Origin of the sequence: Saccharopolyspora sp. ASAGF58 (genome assembly GCF_012277335.1) — a bacterium.
In the GTDB taxonomy this organism is placed as follows: Bacteria; Actinomycetota; Actinomycetes; order Mycobacteriales; family Pseudonocardiaceae; genus Saccharopolyspora; species Saccharopolyspora hattusasensis.
This window is the reverse complement of sequence record NZ_CP040605.1, coordinates 6998545-7020371: the sequence shown is the minus strand read 5'-3', so window position 1 is coordinate 7020371 and position 21827 is coordinate 6998545. Positions and strand designations below refer to the sequence as shown.

Sequence of the window (21827 nt, the reverse complement as noted above, 5' to 3'; positions counted from 1 at the left end):
GCACGTCAAGCCGTGATTAACGCGTCCAGCGGTAGCCATCCCACCAGATGACTACTGGTGTCGGCCCGCTGTGTAAAATGATCAGTGTGAGGACTGCGTACAAGGTTCGGGCCTATCCCGGCCCCGAGCAAGCGGCCCAGCTGGGCCGCACGTTCGGGTGCGTACGCCTCGTGTGGAACAAGACCCTCGCCGAACGCCACCGCTGCTACCACGCAACCGGCAAAAAGACCTCCTACAAGGAGACCGACGCCGCGCTGACCGCGTGGAAGAAGACCGAAGAACTGGCGTTTCTGTCCGAGGTGTCGTCGGTGCCGTTGCAGCAGACGTTGCGGCACCAGCACACCGCCTACGCGAACTTCTTCGCTGGACGTGCTCGCTACCCGCGCTTGAAGTCGCGTAACGGACGTCAGTCGGCGCACTACACGCGCAGCGCGTTTAGCCTGCGCGATGGAAAGCTGAAGCTGGCCAAGCACAACGCGCCGCTTGAGTATGTGTGGTCCTGGGGTGCAGAGGTTCTTCAGTTTCTGAATCCGACGATGGTGATCGTTTCCCGCGAGTCTGACGGCCGCTGGTACGTGACCTTCGCCGTGGACACCGACGAGCCCGAACACGCCCCGGCCACCGGCCGCGCGGTCGGCGTTGACCTGGGTGTGAAGGACTTCGCTGTCCTGTCCACCGGGGAGAAGATCCCCAACGCTGGGCACGTGGACCGTAGGGCCCGCAACCTTGCCCGTTATCAACGTCAGATGGCCCGCAAGCAGCGCGGTTCAGCGAACTGCCGCAAGGCTAAGGCCAAGGTTGCTCGGGCGCACCGCAAGGTGCGGCACGCGCGGCAGGACTTCCTGCACCGCACGTCAACGGACCTGGTTCGTAACAATGACCTGGTCGCGGTCGAAGACCTCGCGGTGAGAAACATGGTCCGCAACCGGAAACTGGCCAAGGCGATCTCCGATTGCGGGTGGAGCGAGTTCCGGCGCCAGCTTGAATACAAAGCCGAGCGGGCGGGAAAGGTCGTCGTTGTCGTTGACCGCTGGTACCCGAGTTCGAAGACCTGCTCGGACTGCGGGCACCTGCTGAAGAACCTGAAACTGTCGGTGCGGCACTGGAGGTGCCCCGACTGCGGCACTCGGCACGACCGGGACCACAACGCCGCGAAGAACATCCTTGCCGCTGGTCGAGCGGTAGCCGGGTGGAAATCCGGCGATGCCTGTGGAGCTGGTGTAAGCCGGGGCGAGCTTGCTCGCGCGCAGTCGGCTATGAAGCAGGAAACCCAACCTGTGAAGGTTGGATTCCTCCGCCTTTAGGCGTGGGGAGGAAGTCAACTTCAAGAGCAGTTCTCCTCTGCTTGGGGTCCGGATCAGGGGCGTGATGTGACCGGTGCCAGCCACATCCCGACGATCGCGTCGATCAGCCCGGCCGCGGCGTCGTGCCAGCTCAGCCGTGGCGTGGCAGTGCCATCGGCGAGGGCGCGTTCGCGTTCGGCGCACATGTGGACCATCAGCTGGCGGGCCATGTCGCCGCGTTCCAGGTGCACATCGATCGGCAGGTCGGGCAGGCAGCGGTTGAGCCCGTCGAGGACCCGCAGCAGCGACGGCGAGGTGAGCGCCTCGTCGATCATGATCTCGCGCAGCGCCGGGTCGGTCATCACCTGGGCGCCGAACCGGGCGAACCAGGTGGGGCTGCCGAGAGCGGCCAGGTGCTCGGTGGTGGGGCACACCAGGCAGGCGACCCAGTCCCGCGCCTCGGTGGAGCCCTCGACCTCGGCGACCATCTCCAGCCGCAGCCGTTCGATCTGCTCGGCGTGCTTCCGCGCGATCGCCCGCACCAGGTCGGTCTTGGTGCCGAAGTGGTAGCCGACAGCGGCGTTGTTGCCCTGCCCCGCGGCCTCGCTGACCTGGCGGTTGGACACCGCGAGCACCCCGTGCTCGGCGAACAGCCGTTCCGCCGCCGTCAGGATCTGCTCCCGCGTCGCGTTCACCCGGTCCGCCCGAACGGTCCTCCCGGCCATCGTCACCACCGCACCGGGAGTTCGCGCAGACCGCCGACGGCCAGTCCCTCGACCCGGTTCAGGTCCTCCACCGCGACGGCCAGTTCCAGCGTGGGAAGCCTCCGGAGCAGCACGTCGAGCACGGCTTGCAGTTCGGTGCGGGCCAGCGCCTGCCCCAGGCAGGAGTGCGCCCCGGCGCCGAAAGCCAGGTGGGGGTTCGGGCTGCGCCCGAGGTCCATCTCATCGGCGCCGTCGAAGGCCGTGGCGTCGCGGTTGGCCGCGGCCATGCTGCACACCACGGTCGTGCCGGCGGGCAGCTTGGTGCCGGAAACCTCGGCCTCCTCGCTGATGTACCTCGGCATGCCGAACCCGGGGTTGGCGTCGAACCGCAGCGCTTCCTCCACCGCCGTGCGCACCAGCGCCCGTTCGGCGAGCAGCTGCTCCCACCGCCGCCGGTCGGAGAGCAGCATCGCCACCATCTTGCTGATCATGTTCGCGGTGGTCTCGTGCCCGGCGACCAGCAGGCCCTGGCCGGTGGCCACGAGCTGCCCGTCGGTCAGCCCACGCCCTTCGGCGTCCGTGGCCGTGATGAGCTCGCTGAGCAGGTCCACACCGGGTTCTGCCCGCTTGGCGGCGACGTGGGCGGCCATGTAAGCGACGAACTCGGCCTGCGCCGCGTCGATCTCCTCCTGCCGGTACCGGGTCAGGTTGAGCAACGTGTCGGACCAGTACGCGAACTTGTCCCGGTCGCTGTCCGCGACGCCGAGCATGTTGCAGATGACCCACACCGGCAGCGGGAAACCCAGGCCCGCCTTGAGATCGGCCGGGGCACCGCGCGCCACCATGTCGTCGATGAGGCGATCGGCCATCGCCTCGATCTCGGGCCGCAGCGCGGTCATCCGCCGCGCGGTGAACCATTTGGCGACCATGCGTCGCCACCGCTGGTGCCCCTCGCCGGTCTGGGGCAGCGAGTCGGCCATCGAGCTGTTGAACACCCCGCCCGATTCGTTGGCCGAGATCCGGGCCGCGCCGTCGGCGTTGAGCTGGCGGGTGAACCGCGGGTCGGACAGCACCTGCTTGACGTCCGCGTAGCGGGTGAGCAGCGCTGCCCCGTCCCCGCTGGGCAGCGTCACCCGCGCGACTGGGCATTCCTGCCGCAGTTGCGTCCACTCGGCCGGCGGCTCCAGCGCCGCCGTGCCGGGGATCGGGTAGCTCAGCGCTCGTTCGCTATCGACGTTGCCCGCCATGCATGCTCCTCCGGGTCGGTCGCCTGTCGGCGACCAGTTAACCGATTCCGCTGGTTTAAGTCAATCAATTGATTTAATGTCTGGTCTCGCAGAGTGACCACCCACGCATGCCCGACAGAGGCCCCCGACATGCCCAACGCCCCAGTCCAGCCCGTCGGCACCGCGGTATCGAGCCCGCCGCGGTCCAACACCGTCGTGGTGGTACTGGCCTTCAGCGGGATCGTGGTCTCGTTGATGCAGACCCTGGTGATCCCGCTGGTCCCCGTGCTGCCCGCGCTGCTGGGGGCGTCGGCGGCCGACTCCGCGTGGGCCATCACCACGACGCTGCTCGCCGGGGCCGTTGCGACCCCGGTGGTGGGGCGGCTGGGAGACATGTACGGCAAACGGCGCATGCTGCAGGTGATCATGGCGATGGGCGCGGCAGCGGCCGTCATCGCCTTCGCGATCGCGGCCTTCCTGCCCCGAAAGCCGGCGATCAGCTGACCGCAGCGGTGGTCACGGGGCCGTGAGTTTTGGGCAGCTATGGCAGCCCGACAGACGCACGGCCCCGGACCTGCGGAAACGGGAAGCCTGGCGCTGCGGTCAGCGGGGTTGGTAGAGGGCGCTGCCCTTGACGTAATCGTTCCAGGGGATCGTCCAGTCCGGGATGTCCCCGTCGGCCGTGGTCAGCGGGCGGTCGGAACCGACGATCTCCACCGGGTCGCCGATCTGCACGAAGTCGAAGTACCACTTTCCGTTGGCCGGCGACAGGTTCACGCATCCGTGCGAGACGTTGGCGACGCCCTGTTGCCCGACGGTGGCGGCGTTGACGTGCACGAATTCGCCGTTGTTCGAGATTCGCACCGCGTTGGGCAGGACCTCGTCGTAGTAGCCGGCTTGGCCCTTCTGCGGGCCTCCCCAGGTGTCCGAGCGCATCCGCGTCGAGGTGTGCTTCTCGAAGGCGACGTGGATGCCCGACTGGGTCGGGTAGACGCTCCTGCCGTAGGAGGCCGGGAACTGGCGGATCTGCTGGCCGTCCTGGAAGACGGTGAAGGTGTGGTCCTCGACGTTGCCGACCGCGCGCTGGTCCCGTCCGACGAGGAAGCTGCTCTCGTGGTCGGCGGTTCCCATGACGCCGCCGCCGGTGTCCACGCCGTACAGCCGCGCGCGAACCCGGACGCTGGTTCCGGGTTGCCAGAAGTCCTTGGGGCGCCAGTTGATCTGTTCGTCGCTCATCCAGTGGAACGAGCCTTCGGTCGGCACCGACGGCTCGACCGACAGGCGGCGTTCGACGGCGGCCCGGTCGGTCACCGGCTTGCTGAAGTAGATCGACACCGGCATCGCGATGCCGACCGTGTCGCCGTCGGTGGGCCGGGTCCTTTCCACGGTGACGGTGTCCACGGGCGTGACGGTGCGGAACGTCGAGTTCAGCGGGACTGAGGGCTTGCGGTCCACGTCCTCGGCCTGGGCCCGCACGTGATAGGTCTTGCCGAACTCCAGCGGCACCGTCGTGCGCCACCTGCGGCCGCCGTCGCTCAGCGAACCGGGCACCGCAGTTCCCCCGTCTGTGGTAATCGCGACCGAGGTGAGCGTGCCCTCGTGCGCGGAGACGACCAGAGGCTCGCTGGGGGCGATCTGGCTGGCCCGATCCGGTACCGAGGCCGTCACGCTCGCCACGGACGGCTTGGGTTCCGAGCACGAGGTCAGCGCGCAGGCGAGCACGCTTCCGACGACCAGCCCCGCTGTTGTGACCCGCATTCCGGCCCCCACCCCCGCAGCCATCCGACTCGACATCGGACACCACTGTCCGGGGCCGATGCGAATGTCTCAACACGATCATGCGGTCGTGAACGGCTAGGAAGTCCCTCACTTGCCGGGGAGGTGCTGGGGTTCCCACTGCCGAGCCTTGGTGCCGTTGCACTCCCAAAGTCGCGCCGCCGCGCCGCCGCTCCCGACGCCCATGCACTTCCCGAGCGCGCGGAGGGTGCCGTCACCGTGGTCGGTCCACCGCTGGGCTCCGGTCGGGTTGCAGGTCCACTGCCGGATCGGGGTGCCGTCCTTGGTGTCCGAGTCGGCGACGTCCACGCACTTGCCGGACAAGCCGACGATCGCACCCGTCGGCCCCGCCGGGGGCGGCGCGTCATAGGACGGCGGCGCGTCCGCCGGGGAGCTTCCCCAGGTGATGTCGGGCTCGTCGCCCAAGGCGAAGTCCAGCGTCCCGCCCGCCGCGACGAAATCCTCGCCGAGCCACGGTTTCCTGCTTTCGGTTCCGTTCGCTTTCAGGCCGTGCACGTACTTGGCGTTCTCGGCGGCACCTGGCGCGTTGATCGTGATCTTGGTGCCGTTGCCCCGGTCGATGACCACCGAGGAGAACAGCGGGCTGGCGAGCACCAACTCGGCCCGCCCCGGCGCCTGCGGGTACATGCCGATCGAGGCCCAGACCGCCCAGGACGACATCTGGCCGAGGTCGTCGTTGCCGACCTCGCCGTCCGGCGTCGACTTGAACAACTCCACGAGCGCGCGGCGGACGATGTCCTGCGTCTTGTGCGGCTGCCCGGCATATGCGTACGCCCACGGGGTGTTCAGCGTGGGCTCGTTGCCGAGGTAGGCGGTGGGCTCGTCGGGACCTCCGTTGAGCTCGGTGAAGAAGGCGTCCAGCCGCGAGGTGACCCGCTCGTCGCCGCCCATCAGGTCGAACAGCGCCCGGTGGTTGTAGGGGACCATCCAGGTGTACTGCGCGCCGTTGCCTTCGACGTACTCGTCGTGCTGCACGGGGTCGAACGATGGCCAGGAGCCGTCGGCGTTGCGCGGCTGGAGGTACTCGTTGCCTGGGTTGAAGAGGTTTTTCCAGTTCTGCGCGCGAGTCATGAACGCGTCGTGCACGTCCGCGGCTCCGATGCGGCCGGCCAGCTGCGCCACGGCGAAGTCCGCGCTGGTGTACTCGAGAGTGGTGGACGCCGATCCCCACACGCCGTTCACGCCCGGAGGCACGTAGCCGAGCGAATTGTACTGGTTGTAGCCCGCGCGTTCGCTGGGGTTCGCGGCGCCGTCGACCATCCTCTTGAGCGCCCCGGCTGCGTCGAAGTCGGTGGCGCCGAAGGCGTAGGAGCTGGCGATGATGATCGGCAGCGGGTCTCCGACCATGACACCGGTGCCGCCGTTGGCCACCGTCCAGCGGTCGAAGTACCCGCCCTGAACGGACTGGTTGAGCGCGGACTGCGCGATGTCGGAGGCGATGCCGGGTGCGATCAGCGCGACGAGCGGGATCTGCGAGCGGTAGACGTCCCAGCCGGAGAAGTTGGCGTACTGGGCATGTCCTTCGGTAGCCGCGTGCACCTGACCGTCGAACCCGGTGTACTGGCCGTTGGTGTCGCTGAAGACGTTCGGGTGCAGCAGCGAGTGGTAGAGGCCGGTGTAGAGGCGTCGGCGGTCCTCATCGGTGCCACCGCCGACGTCGATACGGCCGAGCATCCAGTTCCACGCGGCGCGGGTGCCGTCGCGGATCTCGTCGAAGCTCTTCGTGCCCTGCTCGGCTTCCGCGTTGGCCTTGGCGTTCTCCGCGCTGACGAAGGAGATTCCGACCCGGGCGACGACCGGGGAATCGGTGCTGGTGTCGAACTTCACGAACGCCTGCGCCCCGTCGCCGGCCCCGGAATGGGCGGACGACGGGCTGGCGTGCTTGGTCGGCTGCGCGGCGATTCCTGCTGATGCGCCGGAGATCTGGGTGCGGTTGTGGTCGACCTCGCCAGACGCGACGACTCCGGTGCTCGAGAAATCGCGGTCGAAGCTGGCGTGGAAGTAGACCTTGTACCGGTTGTCCGCCCCGCAGAACCCGCCGCTCTCGCTGTACCCGCTGATGGTGTTGGTGCCGATGGTCAGCGAACCGGTCGCGTTGTTGAACGCCTTGGCCGCGTCGATGGACAGCGCGGCTTGCTGCCCCTGCGGATAGGTGAAGCGGGCGATTCCGGAGCGTTGGGTGGCGGCCAGCTCCGCCTTCAGACCGTTGTCGAAGGTGACCCCGTAGGTGCCGGGTGCGGCGGATTCGTTGCTGTGGGAGAAGGTGTAGTTGTCCACCGGGCGATCGCCGAGGACGGGCATGAACGGGATGTTGCCGAAGTCCCCGCAGCCCGCGCCGGAAATGTGGGTGAGGCTGAAGCCGCGGATCCGGTTGTCGTCGCGGAAATATCCGCCGTGCTGGTAGGTTTCCGTGTCCGGGCTCCACTGCATCATGCCGAACGGGGCCACCGCGCCGGGAAAAGTGTTGCCCGCGCCGCCGCCGTGGCCGAAGTCCGGCCCGCCGGGCTTGGTGCCGACGAACGGGTTGACGTACTGCGCCGGATCGCCGGCCATCGCCGCGGTTCCGGCCGGCGCGGCTGCGGCAGCCGACGGCAGGGCAGCCGACGGTAGGGCGGCCGCCACAACCGATATTGCGAGCAGCGCGGTGAACCGGGATTTTCTGTTCGGCCTCAGATGAATTCGCCTTCTCGATTCGTTCATCATGCTCCTCTTCGGGAGGGGTCGGGGTATCAGGCCGGGGCCGTGGCCACGCCGAGCACCGAGTCGGCCATGCCGTAGTACAGGAACCAGCGGTCCCGGAACCGGACCAGGCCCTCGCTGAACACGACGTGGTTGACCTGGCCGTTCTGCTCGTCGTCGGCGGTGGGGAAGATGAAGGGGCGTTCGAGGCGGGCGAGGGCCTTGGTCGGGTTCTGCGGGTCGATGAGCAGCTGCCCGCCGGAGTACTGCCCTTTCTGGTAGCCGCCGCTGCCGTCGGCCCGGCCGTTGTAGATCAGCAGCAGGCGGCCGTCGTCGGTCAGCACCGGTGGCGGGCCGGGCTCGATGAGCGATTTCTCCCACGGGAACACCGGTGTCGCAACGGGATCGTCGTTGCCAGGCGTCTCCCAGTCGAGCAGATTCCTCGACCGCGCCCAGAAGATGTTCGACTCGCCGAAGTACATCCAGTACCAGCCCTGGATCGGCACCGGTGCGATCGCACCGGACTTGTTCCAGGGTTCCGGCCCGTGGCCGGGATCGGGCAGGTTCGGGAACAGCGGGGGATGTTTCGCCCAGCGCACCAGGTCGGTCGAGGTGGCCATGCAGAGCAGCGCCCGTCGGCCGTCGTAGGCGGTGTAGGTCAGGTAGTACGTGCCGTTGATCCGCACGACTCGCGGATCCTCGCAGCCGCCCGGGATCTCCCAGGGCTCGGTGGGTGTGAGCACCGGTTCGGGATGGCGGCGAAAGGTCACGCCGTCGTCGCTGAACGCCAGACCTATGCAAGAGGTCTTCGCCGCGTTCTGCGCCCGGTAGAGCAGCGCGACCTGGTCCTCGACGAGGATCGCGCACGGATTGTAGAGGTAGGCGGATTCCCATTCGTGGGCGGGATCCGGCCGCAGGATCGGGTTGTGCGGGCTCTTCTCGAACGGCCCCAGCGGAAATGCCGCGGCGTTTTCCCGAGAGGCGGTGGCTTCACCGGAAAGCGCCGGAATCGCGGCTGCTCCGATCGCAGCACCTGCACCTGCCAGGAGCGCGCGCCGACGATTGATCGGGACGTCGTTTGGGCGTGGCAAGAGACCTCCCATTGACAACGTTGTCTGCTCGCAGATCGTTCCAACGTATCGAGCCACCCGGTCCCCGGCAATATCCGATCGGGTATGACAACGAGACAAGAATTGGGTATTGTCAGCCAGGACATGCACTTTCATCCTGCGTGATTCCAGTTAGGACGAATTCGTGCTTCTGCTCTTCGCGGAGATTCCCTTTGCAAAGGCCGTCGGCCACGACGAGATCGCGTGCACGCACTGGGCGAGACCGGACTGGAACGCCGGGACGAAGAGCACGGCCGCCGCAACGGCCTTGATCGGGGAAACGTAGTGCGCAGACCCCTTGCTTTAGATGGGGTTATCGGGTGGGTTCGGTTTCGCTGACGGTCGTGGTGGATCACGACACCAGGCGGGTGGTGTGGGCCGCGCCGGGGCACGATTCCGCCACCGGTCGATTTCGCGCGAAATCGACGCCTTCCCCCCAGGGCCCTCGCCGATTTCGCGCGAAATCGACGCCTCCCCATCGGGAGTGGCCCGGCTCTGCCTCGCCAGCCGCTGTGAAGCGAACGGCCTCTTTTCATTGGCGACGCCGCCAGCCGCCAGCATGAGTTCCGTGAGCGGTTTCAGGCGCTATAGCACCGAAAAACACGCACGGCTAGCGCTGGTTGGAATCTCCCAGCTTTAGCTTTGGACCATCCCGGTCGGGGAGCCGCGGTGTCCACAGAAAAGCGGTAGCTCCCGCCCGTGAAGACGAGAGCTACCGCGAACAGCAGGACTGCGTTGGGTTGGATGTGGTTTCCGGAAAGAATAGGGCCTCCCGGGACGTCAGGGCCTGATCACCAGCGACGGCCCCAGCGGCCCCAGCCGCCCCAGCCCCAGCCGTGACCCCAGCCCCAGCCCCAGCCCCAGCCCCAGCCGTGGCCCCAGCCCCAGCCGTGACGGTTGCTGAAGATTTCGCTGATCTTCATCGTGGTCCCCCGTTGATCGATGGCGAAGCCCTGGACGGCCGGGCACTTCTGGAATGCCGAGGTGGCACGCTCGGGCGGAGATCCCGATCGGTTCCGCCCTTATCCAGGCGTCGGCGTGTCGTCGGGTTCGCCGTGTTGTTTGGAACATCGTCCACGGTAGGGCTCGACGACAGCGCGTAAAACGGGTCTTTCGCCCCGAGTGCGTTTTGTAGTTACCGGTCACGTTGTGCAGTCGGTCGAATATCCACTGCGGGTAAACCGATTTCGCGCAGTGTTCCGGTCAACGAACGTCCGGGTGCCGCAGCGCGCGGGGGATGGATGCCGTGCCCCGCCGCGGAAAGCGGTCGGGAGTGCGGCTCACGCGCTGGCCGGCGAACTGGTGGCGGAACCGCGGCCGGCTGCGGGCACCGCGGGCCGGGCGGTGACCACGACCGGGCCGCCGCAATTCCAGCATTCCGGTTCATTGTCGGGCGAGGTTCGCCCCGCGACGTCGCAGCCGGGGCACATCCAGGCGGTCAGGATTATGTGACCGAGAGGGGCATGCTGGGGACGCATCGGCAGCCACCCATTTCTGATCGTGTCGGGTGCCGCCTGCACGTTGTGACTGCTCCGACGGGGTGCTCACACTTATGGGTGGAAATTATCGGCAAGGTTCGTACTCAGAGTCAATGGTGCCCCGTGTCACGCGGAAGCCGATCACCCGGCGAGGGGAGCTGCTTGTTCGGTGCGCCGTTCCCGCGCTTGACAGCGGACGGCACCCGGCGTCTCCTCGGTTCTGGGGCGCCGAGTCGAGTCGGTGCCATCGCCGCCGTAGGCGGCCGAAGGGCGAGAACGAGTTGGTCCACGGGGAAGGACCGGCCCAATCATGGCGACTTACGAGTACGATTGCCCTCGGTGCGGTCGCTTCGAGACGCATCAGCCGATCGGAACCGCATCGGATTCGCACGACTGTCCCGGATGCAGTCGACCCGCCCGCAGGGTCTTCTCCGCGCCGCATCTCACCACCGTGCCCAGGCAGTTCGCTGCCGCGCTCGAGCGCGAGGAACGAAGCGGCGCGGAACCGGAGGTGGTCACCGAGGTGCCGCCGGGGCGTCCGCGGCCTGCGCCGCACCCGGTGCTGTCCCGGCTTCCACGTCCCTGACTGATCCCGGGCACCAGTGGAGGTGTCACCGGTGGCATATGTGGGATTGCTCTACGTCGGCGCCGTGCTGTTCCTCAACGGCGTCATGCTGTTGGGCAAGGCGGATCCGAAGGCGATCGCCGTGTTCAACCTCTTCGTCGGCGGGCTCCAGGTGATCACGCCGACGATTTTGATCGGCACGCACCTCGCGGACCCTGTCACCATCCTCAGCGCATCGGGCATCTACCTGTTCGGCTTCACCTACCTCTACGTCGGAATCGGGCTGCTCGGCGACTTGGACAGCAGCGGCGTCGGCTGGTTCTCGCTGTTCGTCGCGATCATGGCGCTCGGCTACTCGTACGCGAATTTCCGCTTGCTCGGGGACAGCCCGTTCGGCGTGATCTGGTTGTACTGGTCATTTCTGTGGCTGCTGTTCTTCCTGTTGCTGGGCCTCAAGTTCGAACGGCTCACCCGCTTTACCGGCTGGGTCGCGGCGATCGAAGGCTGGGTCACCGGCGCGATCCCGTCGTTCCTGATCCTTACCGGCCACTGGCAGAACCCGAACGCCATCGCGCTGGCGCTGCTGGTCTTCGGCGTCGTCGTATTCGTCGCGCTGTGGTTGTTCACCACCGGCGTGTGGTCGGTCCGGGGCCTGCGGTCGGGCACCCGGGCGATGTCCGCAGCGCGCCGGACGGCACATCAGTGAGGAGGATTCCCATGCCAGAAGTGGTTTTCAGCGTCGACCAGTCGAAGTCGATGCGGGAGCAGGCCGTGCCCGGGCACAACCGGTGGCACCCGGACGTCCCGGTGGCCGCGATGGTCCGTCCCGGCCAGGAGTTCCGCGTCGAATGCCGGGAGTGGACCGACGCGCAACTCGGCAACAACGACTCCGCCAACGACGTCCGGGACGTCAACCTGGACCTCACGCACATGCTCAGCGGCCCCTTCGGTGTCGAAGGCGCCGAACCCGGTGACCTCCTGGTCGTCGACGTCCTGGAGTTGGGTCCGGTGCCGCAGGAGGTCGGCGAGGCCCCGGGGCAGGGCTGGGGTTACACCGGCGTGTTCGCGAAGGCCAACGGCGGCGGATTCCTGACCGACTACTTCCCGGACGCCTACAAGGCGATCTGGGACTTCCACGGGCAGCAGTGCACCTCCCGGCACTTGCCGGGGATCCGCTACACCGGCATCACTCACCCCGGCCTGATCGGTACGGCTCCGTCGGCCGATCTGCTGGCCAAGTGGAACCGGCGGGAGCAGGCGCTCATCGACACCGACCCGAACCGGGTGCCCCCGCTCGCGCTGCCGCCGACCGAGCCCGGCGCGCTGGCCGGCCAGGCCGACGGCAGCGAGGCGCAGCGGATCGCCCGCGAAGGAGCCCGGACGGTTCCCGCCCGGGAGAACGGAGGCAACCAGGACATCAAGAACCTCACCCGCGGGTCGCGGATCTTCTTCCCGGTCTTCGTCGAGGGTGCGAAGCTGTCCATGGGCGACCTGCACTTCAGCCAGGGCGATGGCGAGATCACCTTCTGCGGTGCGATCGAGATGGGCGGCTTCATCGACCTGCACGTGGATCTGATCAAGGACGGCATGAACAAGTTCGGCATCAGCACCAACCCGTTGTTCATGCCGGGCAACGTCGAGCCGCGGTACTCGGAGTTCCTGTCGTTCTCCGGGATTTCGGTGGACCACGACACGGACACGAACCTCTACATGGACGCGACCGTGGCCTACCGCCGCGCCTGCCTCAACGGCATCGAATACCTCAAGAAGTGGGGCTACACCGGCGAGCAGGCGTACCTGCTGCTCGGATCGGCGCCCATCGAGGGGCGGATCAGCGGCATCGTCGACATCCCCAATGCCTGCTGCACCCTCTACGTCCCGGCGGCGATCTTCGACTTCGACGTCCGGCCGAACGCGACTGGACCCGTGCGCGAAGATCGCGGTCAGTGCGCCGTCACGTCCTGACCACCGGCAGCGGCCCCGCGGGGCCGCTGCCCCTTGCCATGCTGCGGACGTTCGAGGAATTCGCGCAGTTCCATCGGCCCGATCAGGTGTGGAGGTGGGCGGGCTGGCCCGTCATCTGCTCGACGTCGTGCTCGGCGGTCTTGAGCAGCCGGCGGGCCAGGTCGAACAGGGCTCGGGCGGCGGCCAGCTCGTCGCCGATCTCCGGGACGCTCCGGTCCTCGGGGTTGCGCCGCGCCGATCCCTTGCCGTGGAGGTCCCCGGCGGCCGGCGCCTGCAGCCGCGCCTCGGCGTGCGTGTGGTCGACGTCCTCGTCGAAGTAGACGTCGACGGTCCAGTGCTTCGTCGCAACCATCGCCGGTTCTCCACGTTCGTCCGGGAGCCGTCGGGCTCCGTTGAAAACCAGCATCGCGGACTCGCGCCGCCGGGCGGCAGAGCCCATTGGCACCGCTGAGGTGATTCCTCGCTATCGCAGCGAACTGCCTCGCCGGTTCTTCCCGGACGGCGAGCACGTGCGTTCGGTGGTGGTTTCACCTCGGCATGCGGGTAACCCGGTGGCTTGCGGTATCCGACCAGAGGAGGCTGCGATGAACGAACGTGCATGGGAGCGCGTAGGAGCGACGAGCGGTTTGGCGGCGGCAGTGTTGCTGCTGGCCAGCTTGTTCCTCAACCCGTCGGCACCGACCGGTGAAGAACCGGTCCTGACCTTTTTCTACGTGGCCGCGAACCGGGTGACCGTGTTGCTGGCAGCTCTGTTCGGGACGCTCGCGGCGGTGGTGTTCCTGTGGTTCGTCGGGCACCTGCGCCACCTGTTGCAGCGCGCCGAGGGCGGCGCTGAGGCGTTCTCGCCGGTGGTGTTCGCCGCGGGTGTCGTGCTGTCGACGACGACCTTGCTGAGCATGCTCCCGGTGATCGCGCTGGCCTCGATGAGCCGGGACGTGACTACCGCGAGCCAGTCGTCGGTGTTCGTGCTCTCCGAGTTGCACCGCCTGTCGCTCGGTCCTATCGGCCTGCTGGTGGCGTTGTTCGCCTCGACGACCGGGGCCGCGATGGTGCGCCGCGAGCTGCTCGCTCCGTGGGTCGGGTGGTTCGGCTTCGTGGTGGCGCTGATCGGGTTGATCGCTGGTGTCACGGCCTTCTTCCTGACCGGTCCGTTCGTCGTGGTCGCAGCCATGGTCACCGGCGTGGTGTTCGCGGTGTGGATCGGCGATGCCGCGGTGCTGATGCTGTACCGGCCGGAGGTCGACCGTGTCCGAACCCCGGGAACGGCGTTCGCGCACTGATCACCGAAGCCGCGGAGCGGCTTGCGGTACGTCATCGGGCGGTTCCGTGCACCTCCTCGCGGCATTGGCAGCTCGGGCAACTGGGGGCTTCCCCCGCGTTGCCGCGCATCCCCTGCTTGCGCCGGTACATGTCCTGGTCCGCATCGTGCAGGAGCGCCGCCGGCTGGGTGGCCGGATCGGCGGTCGTGGCCAGCCCGACGCTGGCCCGGATCCGCAGGCGGTAGTCGGGCGTTTCGCGTTCGGTCCGCAGGCGCTGGGCGACGTGGTCCCGAAACTCCTCGGCTGCCTGGACGTCCGGATGCGTGCTGACGACGGCGAATTCGTCGCCGCCGATCCGGGCCACGGTGTCCCCTGGGCGAGCCGCGTTCAGCAGCTCGTCGGCGGTAGTGGTGAGGAGCAGATCGCCTGCGGCGTGCCCGTAGGTGTCGTTGACCGGCTTCAGCTCGTCGAGGTCCGCGACGAGCACGGCGACCACGCCGCCGGCCCGTTCGAGTTCTGCGAGGACGTGCGCCAGGCGGTCGGCGAGCAGGGCCCGGTTGGCCAGCCCGGTCAGCGGGTCGTGCAGCGCGAGGTGGGCGAGGTGGGCGTCGGTGACGCAGCGTTCGCTGAGCTCCTCGCACTGGCTGACCAGGTACGCCGGGCGGTCATCGGCGCCGGTGACCACGCTGGTCCGGACTAGCACCCAGATCGGGTGACCATCCTTGTGCCGGTAGCGTTTCTTCAGGCTGACGGTGGGCAGCTTGCCTTCGACCAGGTCGGCCAGCGCCGCGGAACCGTGTTCCTGGTCCTGGGCGTAGGTGACGTCGGAGTAGCGCATCCCCAGCATCTCGTGCCTGCTGTACCCGAGCAGGTCGCACCATGCGTCGTTGACATCGGTCCAGCGGCCGTCGAGGTCCAGCAGCGCCATGCCGATGGGGGCGTTGGCGAACACCCGGCACCAGAGGACGTTGGTCTCCGGATGGTCTGCGATCTCGTGGAACTGCGAGAGCAGCAAACCCGGTTCGCCGTCCGGATCGAGGATCGGTGAGGTGCTTTGGCGCATCCACAAGGTGCTCGCATCGGACCGTCTGAAGCGCCGATCGACCACCGCTCCGTCACCTCGAACCTCTCCGGCGGTGAAGTCGTCGAGCGGGCGGTCGAGCAGGCTGTCCCGCCCGTACCCGAGCACCGCGCAGAGCGCCTCGTTGGCGTGCACGAAGTGACCGCACGGGTCCAGCAAGGCCATCGGGGACGCGGCACGATCCAGCAGCAGCTGCCACTGTGAGGACGAATTGGTCAACTCGCATTCGGAAGTTCGCATCATGCTCCCGTGGAAAGGTTCTGCCGACGTCCGGCCCTGGCACGGGAATTGCCAACCGGTGCTCGCCGCGTGGTGGTGCCCGCGAAGTCGGTGGCATACGCTGCCGGAAATGCATGCACAACCCCGTGGGGGCTTGCTGCTCGGCTCGAGGTGATCTTCGCCGATCGGGGGCGAACGTGTCGCGACCTGCGGTGGGAAACATTCCCGTCGACACGACCAGCTTCGTCGGCCGGAGTCGTGAACTGTCCGAAGCGAGCCGGCAGCGGCTGAACATCGCGGCGGAGGCGCTCATGGACGTCCCCCCGTTGTCCGAAGGCGTCGCGCTGTTCGTCGAGCGGGCCAAGGCGGTCCGGGCCGATTTCCGACAGGGCAACGCGGAGCGGGCTGCGGAGCTGGAAGGGGAGAGCCTCCGCCTCAACCGGGGCCTGGACGATCGCATGGGCATCGTGCTGAACCTCGACGAAGTCGTCGCCCTCGCCGTCGCGGGGGAGCCCCGGTCCACCACGCGATCGGCGTCCGGTGGGCCCGCCCTGCTCACCCGCCGGGAATCGCAGGTCGCCGAACTCATCGCGCGGGGCATGACCAACAAGGAGATCGCGGCCGAGCTGGCGAACGCAGTGCGCACGGCGGAAAGTCATGTCGAACACATATTCGCCAAACTCGGCGTCACCTCCCGCGCCCAGGTCACGACATGGGTCATCGAGCACGCGAGGGTCTCCGAGGACTGACCTCGTTCTCGCGCCAGATGCCGGGCGTCGCGGGCGGGCAGCGTTGTCGGGTTGTCGGTGGTCGTTGAACAGGGACATGTCGACCTCGAGCATCGGGGAATCGGGGACGATCGATCCACCATGCGCGAAGTCGCGGCGAAAAACGGCGTAAGAACTACCGACTTCCATACCTAGATTTGCCGTGCGATCGTCGCCGGGACGTTCGGCCGGCTCCACATTCGGCCGCAAGAGCCGCAACTGCGGCTCCTCCAGGAACACCTGGAACATGCGGCACCAAACGGACGAACCGTGGATATACCCTAGATGCGCTTGCAGCGTCAGAACACCCGGGCTGGTAATGGTTTTCTCGATGCTATCGCTTTTTCCAGCCCGGTGCCGAATTTCTCGTGGGGGTCGGCAATGCTGATCAAGGTGAACGAGAACAGGTCTCTCGGCAGGAAATCCAGCGGAACGAGGCGAGCATTGCTGGGCGTGCTGCTCGGCGTGGTCGTGTTGGTCGCGGCCGTCTGCACCGGGGCTTCGGCTGCGGCATCCCCGGCGCCGACGGCGCACGCGGGCGGCGGCGGGCCGCACCTCGTGGTCGTCAAGATGGTCGATTTCCGGCTCTTGCAGCCGGCTTTCCTGCCGCCGGGGCAATACACGTTCCGGGCCGTCAACGACGGGCGAGCCCCGCACGCCCTGCAGATCAGCGGGCCAGGGGTCACGAACGCGCGCACTCCCGTCGTCCAGGCGGGCCACGCGGCAGATCTAAACGTGACATTGCGTCGAGGTGTATACGATTTCTGGTGCCCGGTCGGTGACCACCGGCAGATGGGGATGCAGCTCGACGTCTACGTCGGCTGATCCGATTTCGTCCTAATTGGACGCGCTCGGGCTCGTCCGGCGACGCCGGGCGGGCCCGGACCGGATTTGCTAGCCAGGTGAGTTGACCAGTGCCGCATTGGGCAGAGCTCGGCGGAGTTCCCGGCGCGAACCGATGGCGAGCTTGGTGAACACCTTGCGCAGGTGCCATTCAACAGTGCGGGGGCTGAGGAACAACTGGGCGCCGATCTCCGGGTTCGTGTGGCCGTCGCGGGCCAACCTGGCGATCTGCGCCTCCTGCGCGGTCAGCACCACCAACGTCTGCGGCGTGGCTCGATGCACGGTTTCGCCGGTGACCACGAGTTCCCGGCGAGCGCGCTCGGCGAACGCCTCGGCACCGATGCGGCTGAACATGTCGTGGGCGCAACGGAGTTGTTCGCGTGCTTCCAGCCGCCGGTTCTCCCGACGCAGCCATTCGCCGTGCAGGAGATGGGCGCGGGCACGCTGCACGGCGGCATGGCTGTGTGCGAGCCGTTCCGTGGCCTCCCGGTACAGCGCCTCGGCTTGCTCACCCGTGCTCAGCAACGCCCGTGAACGCGCCTCGATCCCTAAAGCCCAATCCGTGCCGCACGCGCCAGTTCGCTCTTGAAGCCGCCGGAGCGCGTCGGCGGCGACGTCGCGGTGCCCGCTCCGGACGCCCGCTTCGACCAGCTCACCCAGGGCCCACCAGTAGACGCTCAGCTGGTCGCGCTGGCACGCTCGGTCGGCGGCGCCGAACGCCCTCTGGTAGTCGCCGAGGCCGTTGTAGAGCAGCGCGGTCGCGTAGTCGGCCATGGTGATCGCCCGGCCTTCGCCCCTGGCGTCCGCATCCCGCGCGCTGGTCTTGATCAGCTCCAATGCCGGGCCTTCGCGGCCGCGGGTCGCAGTGAGCGTCATCGCTGCGTAGCGGTGGGGCGCATTGCCGGCTGCCTGGGCGATCGCGTCAGCCTCGTCGAGCATCTCCGACGCCACGTCGAGCTCGCCGGCATGCACGTGCGCGCCCGCGCAGTAGCTGAGCGCGGTAGCGAGCGCGGTGAGCGCGCCGGTGTCGCGAGCGCGGCTGAGTCCGCGCGTGGCGAGCTCGTGCCACGCCTCGTCGTCGCACAGATCCGTGGCGACGCGGCACACCAGCCCGCCCCAGCGCAGGTCTTCCGCGCTGGGCGTATCGCTCAGGCGGAACGCCTGCACCGCGCGCTGCAACTGCGGCGCTCCGGCGGCGAAACCTTCGGTGAACCGCACGGCCAGGCCGTCCAGCATGAGGTCTATCGGTCGCGGCGGCTGCGGGGCGGGTGGCGCGGGCCTAGCGGCCTCGGCAGCTCTCAGTGCATCGTCGCCGTCACCGATGCGGCCCGTGAAGATCGCCGCCTCGAGTGCTTCGAGGTAGGTTTCGCGCGCCAGCGCGACGTCGAGCGGTTCAAGGCGCTCGGCAGCCCTCAGCAGCAGCGGCGGAGCGTTGCGGCCCCGGTTGACCGCGAGCGCGATTTCGGCGCGCAGCAAGTCGGCGCGCGCGTACTGGAGCTCATCGAGCGGTGCCGCCTCCGCGATTGCCAGCAGCCCGAGCGAGGCGTCGGGAGCACCGGCGTCCAGCTTCGTCTGCGCGGCGGCCAACGCACGCGTGCCTCTGCGAGCCGGCTGCGGCGTCAGCTCGGTCGCCTTCGCCAAGAACGCGGCTGCCGCCGCGATGCCGCCGCGACTCTGCGCCCGGTCGGCCGAGCGTTCCAGCTCTCCGGCCACCATCTCGTCGGGCCCTTGGGCCGCGCGGGCGCGGTGCCACGCTCGCCGGTCGGGCTCCACCTCCGGATCGGTCACCTCCGAAAGAGCGCGGTGCACCTGCTGGCGCTCCTGCGGTGGTGCCGACCGGTAGGCGGCCGAACGCACCAGCGGATGCCGGAACCGCACCTGGGCACCGATTTCGATCAGCCCGGCGGCCTCGGCGGGAGCCGCAGCATCGGCCGCGATCCCGAGCCGCGCGACCGCCCGCCACAGCAGGCCGGCGTCGCCGGAGGGGTCCGCGGCAGCGGTCAGCAGCAGCCGCCGGGTGTCGGCCGGAACGGACTGGAGCCGGCGGGTGAAGCACCGCTCGACGCAACCGGCCACGGGCCCGGGGCTGGGGAGTCCGAACCCGCCGGCCAGCTCGGCCGGGGTGAACGCCCGAGGCAACTCCAGCAGGGCCAGCGGATTGCCCCGGGTCTCGGCGATGATCCGGTCCCGCACCTGCTCGTCCAGCCGCCCGTGGATCACCGAAGCCAGCAGCTGGGCCGCGTCGGCATCGGCGAGCCCCGTGATGGCGAGTCCCGCCAGGTCGCGCAGCTCGTGGTCGTCGGTGGGCTCGCGCACCGCGAAAACGACTGCGACGGGTTCGGCCAGCAAGCGGCGCGCCGCGAACGCCATGGCCTGGACCGAGGCCCGGTCCAGCCACTGCGCATCGTCGACGAGGCAGACGAGTGGCCGCTCGGCGGCAGTCTCCGAGAGCAACGTCAAGACCGCCAAACCCACCAGGAACCGATCGGGAGCGCCGCCTTCATGCAGGCCGAAGGCGACGCGCAGCGCGTCCCGCTGCGGTTCGGGCAGCCGATCCAGTCGGTCGAGCATCGGCGCGCACAGCTGGTGCAGACCGGCGAACGCGAGCTCCATCTCCGACTCCACACCCACGACTTGGGCGAGGTGGCAGCCCGATGCACGCTCGCGCACGTAGTCCAGCAACGCCGTCTTGCCAGTGCCGGGCTCGCCGCGAAGCACCAACGCGGAACTCTGCCCAGTCCGGACTCGCGCCAACAGGCGATCCAACACGTCGCACTCGCGGTCCCGACCGCGCAGCCCGGCCCCGGCACGGCTGCCGGAAATAGCCATGCCCGATGGTAGAGGCGTCGCCCCCTCGATTCGCAACTCCTCTGGTACGCCTACGCCTCCCGAGCGCTTCCGGGCCCCCGGGCTGAATCGCGAACCTCGTTGGCGCGCCCGGGAATCGCCAGGGAGGGGGCCCGGGTCTTTCCCTGGCGCAATGTGGGTGCGACCGGAGAAAACTCGGTGGTAGTGGGAAGCCGGTGGCTGTCCACGATCCGCGGAAATGGACAAGGGACTTAGGTAACGAACATGCACGTTCGGCATCGAACCCTCGGCTAGAGCGCCGCATTTCCCGGTTCTGAAGGGAATCCCGGAAAGGGAGCACATCTCCGCGCACGAAGCCAGGAGGAATCTAAATGCGGACAGCGGTACGAGCACTGGCCGGTCTCGCGTTGGCACTGCCCCTCGCACTCGGAGTTGTCGACGCCGGATCCGCCGCCGCAAGCGGCACGGCGAGTCTGGTGGCGGTGCGCCACTCGGGCGACACCGGAAACCACACCTCCAACAGCGACGGGAAAGCCAGCCAGAGCAGCACCAGTAGCAGTAGCAACCGGAACAAGAACAGCAACAATTCCACCGACCAGTCCGTCGGAGGGAACGAAGTGACGGTGACGCCGGGGTGGCCGCTCGCCGCGTACGGATGGTAGTGACGCTCCAGCTCGATCCAAGCGGTGATCCAGGCCGCCCAACCGGACTGATCTGCCATGCCGAACCCGCGCAGGCCCGGGCCTAATCCCTGCGTCCCGTTGCGGCGACCGTGACGCCGAGCCGATCATCGCCAGCCCGCCGGCCCCGCCGACGAGGGCCAGTTGCTGCGGTGAGCGGGCGAACCAGTTCCGCGCGGTGGCCGCGGCGAGCCCCCAGATGCTGTCGGAAGCCACCGCGATGACGTTGAACACCAGGCCGAGCAGCAGCATCTGGATCGCGACGTGCCCCTGATCGCGGTCGACGAACTCCGGTACGGCGGCGAGCAGCCCGTAACCGGCGAGGACGCGGCTCAGGCAGAAGAGCGCGAAGTTGAGCTCGAACCCTTCCGGCGTCACCCGCCGGTGCGCCTGGAAGAAGCTGGCGCACAGGACGAGCCCGTCGATGTTCGGGTGCGACTCGGTCAACTCGTGGACGATCCGCCGGTTCTCGGACACCAGGCTTGGGTCCGCGTGCACGAAGGAGGCCGGAGCGGGCCGTTCGGGCAGGGTCCTGACGTTGATGATCGCCGAAGGGCAGTCGGGAGCCGCAGCGGTCGGGTTGATTTTCGCTGGAAACCGGTGGATGCCCGGAGGACGGGGCGTTGCTGTTGACATTGCCCGTCCGCGGACGAGACTGGAGGCGTGGTCAAGACGCTGCACCCGCAGAACTACAACGACGTTTACTACGTCGGTGATTACTTCCGCCAAGGCGTGCCTGTGGTGATGGATCTGACGAGCTTGTCGAAGGCGGAGGCGGTGCGGCTCATCGACTTCGCATCGGGCATGGTCATCGGGCGGGGCGGTACCATCGACCGGGTGGCACCCAAGGTCTTCCTGCTGACACCGCCGGGGGTCGAGGCCGGAGAGGTTCGGCCGGATCCGGCGGGCGTTCCCACCTGACGGGCACGAGAAGCGCCGGGCCCCCCGGGGTTCCCGGGGACCCCGCGAGGTTCGTCGGTCCCGACCGGAACCGAGGTGCTCAGCCGCAGATCGCCGACGGAACATCCGGTCTCGGCGGTGTAGGAGCCGGGGGACCAGTTGCTGGCCGTCGGCCTGCTCGAACCGGTCGGCAGACGACGCGCCGAAACCGAGTTCGATCTGGCCATGCTCGTGATCTTCGGCGGTCGCGAACGCCGGGTCGACGAGTTTCGCACGCTCGCCTCGGCCCACGGACTGGTCCTCGACACCGTGACCGACCTGACTGACCAGCGCTGCCTTCTGGAGTTTCGTCTTGCCGCCCCCAGCTGACCCTTGACCCCAGCCGACGGTGCCTAACCGTTCCTGGAGCTTGCGCGGGAGTGAGTCCTCGACCAGTGTGTTAATGGTTTTTCCATCTTCACGTT

At 68.1% G+C, this 21827-nt stretch carries 21 protein-coding genes; 11 read left to right on the top strand and 10 right to left on the bottom strand.

The features are described 5' to 3' along the window. Window positions 1-77 precede the first annotated feature (77 nt). A complete protein-coding gene (locus FDZ84_RS32995) occupies window positions 78-1304 on the top strand; it encodes an RNA-guided endonuclease TnpB family protein (protein WP_210435270.1) in 1227 nt (408 codons plus the stop codon). 53 nt (window positions 1305-1357) lie between these two features. On the opposite strand, the gene FDZ84_RS32990 is transcribed toward FDZ84_RS32995, so the two are convergent. Both FDZ84_RS32990 and FDZ84_RS32985 read right to left on the bottom strand, forming a co-directional pair. Further along, a complete protein-coding gene (locus tag FDZ84_RS32990; protein ID WP_168589037.1) occupies window positions 1358-2008 on the bottom strand; it encodes a TetR/AcrR family transcriptional regulator in 651 nt (216 codons plus the stop codon). A gap of 2 nt (window positions 2009-2010) precedes the next feature. Next, window positions 2011-3234: a cytochrome P450 gene (locus FDZ84_RS32985; protein ID WP_168589036.1), complete on the bottom strand. Its 1224-nt coding sequence runs from the start codon at window positions 3232-3234 to the stop codon at window positions 2011-2013. A gap of 129 nt (window positions 3235-3363) precedes the next feature. Here FDZ84_RS32985 and FDZ84_RS32980 point away from each other — a divergent pair, with 129 nt between their 5' ends. After that, window positions 3364-3717, top strand: coding sequence for an MFS transporter (locus FDZ84_RS32980; RefSeq protein WP_168589035.1), 354 nt, complete (start codon window positions 3364-3366; stop codon window positions 3715-3717). Window positions 3718-3816: 99 nt separating this feature from the next. On the opposite strand, the gene FDZ84_RS32975 is transcribed toward FDZ84_RS32980, so the two are convergent. The 3 genes from FDZ84_RS32975 to FDZ84_RS32965 form a co-directional block, all read right to left on the bottom strand. Beyond that, window positions 3817-4971, bottom strand: a complete 1155-nt coding sequence (locus tag FDZ84_RS32975; RefSeq protein ID WP_168589034.1) for an Ig-like domain-containing protein — start codon at window positions 4969-4971, stop codon at window positions 3817-3819. Window positions 4972-5079: 108 nt separating this feature from the next. Next, window positions 5080-7632, bottom strand: coding sequence for a GH92 family glycosyl hydrolase (locus tag FDZ84_RS32970; protein WP_210435269.1), 2553 nt, complete (start codon window positions 7630-7632; stop codon window positions 5080-5082). Window positions 7633-7739: 107 nt separating this feature from the next. Next, window positions 7740-8780 carry a glycoside hydrolase family 130 protein gene (locus FDZ84_RS32965; RefSeq protein ID WP_210435268.1) on the bottom strand — a complete coding sequence of 347 codons (1041 nt, stop codon included), beginning with the start codon at window positions 8778-8780 and terminating at the stop codon, window positions 7740-7742. Window positions 8781-8943: 163 nt separating this feature from the next. On the opposite strand from FDZ84_RS32965, the gene FDZ84_RS32960 reads away from it, so the two are divergent. Further along, window positions 8944-9084: a hypothetical protein gene (locus FDZ84_RS32960; RefSeq protein WP_168584142.1), complete on the top strand. Its 141-nt coding sequence runs from the start codon at window positions 8944-8946 to the stop codon at window positions 9082-9084. A gap of 505 nt (window positions 9085-9589) precedes the next feature. On the opposite strand, the gene FDZ84_RS40240 is transcribed toward FDZ84_RS32960, so the two are convergent. After that, on the bottom strand, window positions 9590-9721 hold the full coding sequence (locus FDZ84_RS40240; RefSeq protein ID WP_256413603.1) for a hypothetical protein: 132 nt from the start codon (window positions 9719-9721) through the stop codon (window positions 9590-9592). An 865-nt stretch (window positions 9722-10586) separates the two neighbouring features. Between FDZ84_RS40240 and FDZ84_RS32955 the strand changes: the two genes are divergently transcribed. The 3 genes from FDZ84_RS32955 to fmdA are packed head-to-tail and all read left to right on the top strand — an operon-like array spanning window position 10587 to window position 12806. Further along, a complete protein-coding gene (locus FDZ84_RS32955) occupies window positions 10587-10862 on the top strand; it encodes an FmdB family zinc ribbon protein (RefSeq protein WP_168589032.1) in 276 nt (91 codons plus the stop codon). A gap of 31 nt (window positions 10863-10893) precedes the next feature. Beyond that, on the top strand, window positions 10894-11547 hold the full coding sequence (locus FDZ84_RS32950) for an AmiS/UreI family transporter (RefSeq protein ID WP_246868601.1): 654 nt from the start codon (window positions 10894-10896) through the stop codon (window positions 11545-11547). 11 nt (window positions 11548-11558) lie between these two features. Then, window positions 11559-12806, top strand: a complete 1248-nt coding sequence (gene fmdA, locus FDZ84_RS32945) for a formamidase (protein ID WP_168589031.1) — start codon at window positions 11559-11561, stop codon at window positions 12804-12806. Between the two features lie 82 nt (window positions 12807-12888). On the opposite strand, the gene FDZ84_RS32940 is transcribed toward fmdA, so the two are convergent. Next, a complete protein-coding gene (locus FDZ84_RS32940; protein ID WP_168589030.1) occupies window positions 12889-13158 on the bottom strand; it encodes a DUF1876 domain-containing protein in 270 nt (89 codons plus the stop codon). A gap of 232 nt (window positions 13159-13390) precedes the next feature. On the opposite strand from FDZ84_RS32940, the gene FDZ84_RS32935 reads away from it, so the two are divergent. After that, window positions 13391-14086: a hypothetical protein gene (locus tag FDZ84_RS32935; RefSeq protein WP_168589029.1), complete on the top strand. Its 696-nt coding sequence runs from the start codon at window positions 13391-13393 to the stop codon at window positions 14084-14086. Between the two features lie 31 nt (window positions 14087-14117). Here FDZ84_RS32935 and FDZ84_RS32930 read toward each other — a convergent pair whose 3' ends face one another. After that, window positions 14118-15365 (bottom strand): sensor domain-containing diguanylate cyclase, encoded by a 1248-nt coding sequence (locus FDZ84_RS32930; RefSeq protein WP_246868600.1) that lies wholly within the window; start codon window positions 15363-15365, stop codon window positions 14118-14120. Between the two features lie 212 nt (window positions 15366-15577). Between FDZ84_RS32930 and FDZ84_RS32925 the strand changes: the two genes are divergently transcribed. Next, window positions 15578-16114 carry a LuxR C-terminal-related transcriptional regulator gene (locus FDZ84_RS32925; RefSeq protein WP_246868599.1) on the top strand — a complete coding sequence of 179 codons (537 nt, stop codon included), beginning with the start codon at window positions 15578-15580 and terminating at the stop codon, window positions 16112-16114. A gap of 399 nt (window positions 16115-16513) precedes the next feature. Then, window positions 16514-16957: a hypothetical protein gene (locus tag FDZ84_RS32920; RefSeq protein WP_246868598.1), complete on the top strand. Its 444-nt coding sequence runs from the start codon at window positions 16514-16516 to the stop codon at window positions 16955-16957. Between the two features lie 69 nt (window positions 16958-17026). On the opposite strand, the gene FDZ84_RS32915 is transcribed toward FDZ84_RS32920, so the two are convergent. Together FDZ84_RS32915 and FDZ84_RS38255 are read right to left on the bottom strand one after the other, a co-directional pair. Further along, window positions 17027-19804 (bottom strand): LuxR family transcriptional regulator, encoded by a 2778-nt coding sequence (locus FDZ84_RS32915; protein WP_168589026.1) that lies wholly within the window; start codon window positions 19802-19804, stop codon window positions 17027-17029. Between the two features lie 269 nt (window positions 19805-20073). Next, window positions 20074-20940 (bottom strand): hypothetical protein, encoded by an 867-nt coding sequence (locus tag FDZ84_RS38255; RefSeq protein ID WP_210435267.1) that lies wholly within the window; start codon window positions 20938-20940, stop codon window positions 20074-20076. Window positions 20941-21126: 186 nt separating this feature from the next. Between FDZ84_RS38255 and FDZ84_RS32900 the strand changes: the two genes are divergently transcribed. Then, the gene (locus FDZ84_RS32900) at window positions 21127-21384 is read left to right on the top strand and encodes a cell division protein SepF (protein ID WP_168589024.1); all 258 of its coding nucleotides are present in this window, start codon (window positions 21127-21129) and stop codon (window positions 21382-21384) included. 138 nt (window positions 21385-21522) lie between these two features. After that, complete coding sequence (locus FDZ84_RS32895; RefSeq protein WP_246868597.1) at window positions 21523-21732, top strand: hypothetical protein; 210 nt, start codon at window positions 21523-21525, stop codon at window positions 21730-21732. Window positions 21733-21827: the final 95 nt, after the last annotated feature.